Here is a 2,129-nt window from a genome sequence, read left to right as displayed (position 1 = left end):
GAGCTGGCGGCGGGGGGCGCCACGCCGCTCGGCGGCGAGCGCGGCGAGATAGTCCAACAGCCGAAGCGACCGGCTGCGCACCTGGTCACGGGCGGACAACGGACATCGGCTCCTCGGGCGGACAAGCGGGGTCAGGGCGCGGCGGCCACGGGCCGGGTGTGGTCTGTGCCTCCGCCTGAGGCGACACTACGGCCTGCGTCCGACAACACCGCCGGTTTCCCGACCGCCGAGGCGGCATCACCTCCCGCCGTACTCCTGCGATTCCCGGACCGATCTCGTGTTTCACCGAGTGGGCCGGCTCCCGGTGAGACGACTGCGCCACGCGTCCGGGCGGATGGAGTTCGTAGCATCCGAGACCTACCTGTGGCGGTACCTTCTCACCCGACGGCCACGCGGGCGGGGTGACGACGTTCGCCGTCAGTGGTGATCAGACCATGCTTGCGTCCGTGGACGGGGCGAACGTGTTGCGGGTGTCCGATCTGCGCCCGACCGAGCGGATCGCGGCCCTGCGGGTCCGAACATCGAGTGCCAGACGCCCCACGCGGTGCCGGTCGCCGTGCTGTGGAACCACCAGTCAGCAACCGTGAGACCGCGGACATCGTGGTCCGTCTCGGCACGCTCCCCGTGGACCGTTCATGATCATCTTATGCTGAAGTCCGAGAGGAGGTGTCCCGTGCACTTCACCCGAATCACGATGAACCCGGCGCAGATGGGCGGGGTTCCCTGTCTCCGCGGGTTGCGCATCCCCGTGGCAACGGTCGTCGGAATGATCGCCGACGGCATGTCCGCCGACGAGGTCATGGTCGAGCTTCCGGACCTCGACGCGGACGACATCCGCGAGGCGCTCCGTTTCGCCGCCGAGGCCGTCCGCGAACGGCAACTTCCGCTCATCATCCCGGCCTGATCCGACGTGCGGTTCCTGCTCGACAACAATCTGTCCGACACGCTTGCGGCCGGTCTCCGCGAGGTAGGGCACGACGTGCTCCACCTCGGCCGACACCGACTTCGGCGGCATCCTCGCCCGAACCGGTCTCGACAGCCCTTCCGTGGTCCTCTTCCGCCGTGAAGGTGGCCGCCGACCGGCCGAGCAGCTTCGGCTACTCCTCGCCAACCCCGACCAAAGCTGAGCGTGCGTGCGGGCGTGGAGGTTCGGGCGCCGGAGGTCCGGGCACGGCGCGGCGGTCGGTCCCCACCGACACGCTCGCCATCGCGTCGGTGGCCGCCGCGCCGTGCCTGGTTGGCTCCGACCCGATCCCTCCGCGGGTCGCAGCCGTCTGCGTCGGGTGACGCCGCATCCTCGACCACTGGTCCGTTCCGGACCCCGGTGGTGCGACGCTCCCGAGTCCGGTGTCAGCCTGTCGCGCCCCCGTCCCGGTTCCGACCAGCAGGTGGCGTGGCGACGGCAGGGGCCGGCTCGGTGTACCGCTGCGGCGGGAGCTTCCCGCCGTCCTGGCCGTGCCCGATGGCGTGCACCGTGACCTCCCCGTCCGCTCCCCGTGGTCGGCGTGAGCGTGGTTCGAGCTTCCTGGACCGGGCGGCGCCGCGGCAGGGGCGACCGGACCGCATTCGGTGCGCCGAACGGCCATGACCGCCCCGGTCCGACCGGCCCCACGGGAGGGGTCCGACGTCCCGTCGCCCAGGGAGATCGCCGGTGCTCCCGCGGCGGGCCAGGAGAGCGGCAGGCGGCGTGCCCGACGATTGAGCTCGAGCCCCGAATACCGGCGGCCTGCGCTGTCGACGCCGCCCGTCCGGGCGGTGGGCTGCCGGCACTGGGGGGTGTGATCCGGGCGGCCCGGACGGGCGGCGTCCTGTTCGACCGAGGGGGCCGTCCATGTCTGGAAGATGCCAGCCGGATCGCCGCACGTCGTCCCCGTCATGTTCCTGACATGCCTCGGTGACAGTCGACGGACCGCGAATCGGACCATAAAGCGGACCGCGAATCAGGCGACTGTTGTAGCGAATTGCCGCGGGTCGGGTACTCCGAGTACAGAGCGATCCGTGGGCGGGGCGATGAGCGGATGAGACGGCCCGTGGATGGGAGAGGTCACGGGTACCGGGCGGTCGGCGGACGGGAAGGGCGCGGAACAGGATGGGCGGCGGGCCTGGGCAGCCATCCGCGGCGGTGGTGG

General features: G+C 71.4%; 1 protein-coding gene. It reads left to right on the top strand.

What is annotated here, in order from left to right:
• Positions 1-673 precede the first annotated feature (673 nt).
• Positions 674-904 (top strand): DUF433 domain-containing protein, encoded by a 231-nt coding sequence (locus tag NBZ85_RS30605; RefSeq protein WP_261559442.1) that lies wholly within the window; start codon positions 674-676, stop codon positions 902-904.
• The last annotated feature ends 1,225 nt before the right edge of the window (positions 905-2,129 follow it).

Source organism: Frankia tisae, from assembly GCF_025403405.1.
Taxonomy (GTDB): Bacteria; Actinomycetota; Actinomycetes; order Frankiales; family Frankiaceae; genus Frankia; species Frankia tisai.
The sequence above is the reverse complement of the archived record's forward strand: the minus strand, read 5'-3'. Positions and strand labels throughout refer to the sequence as shown.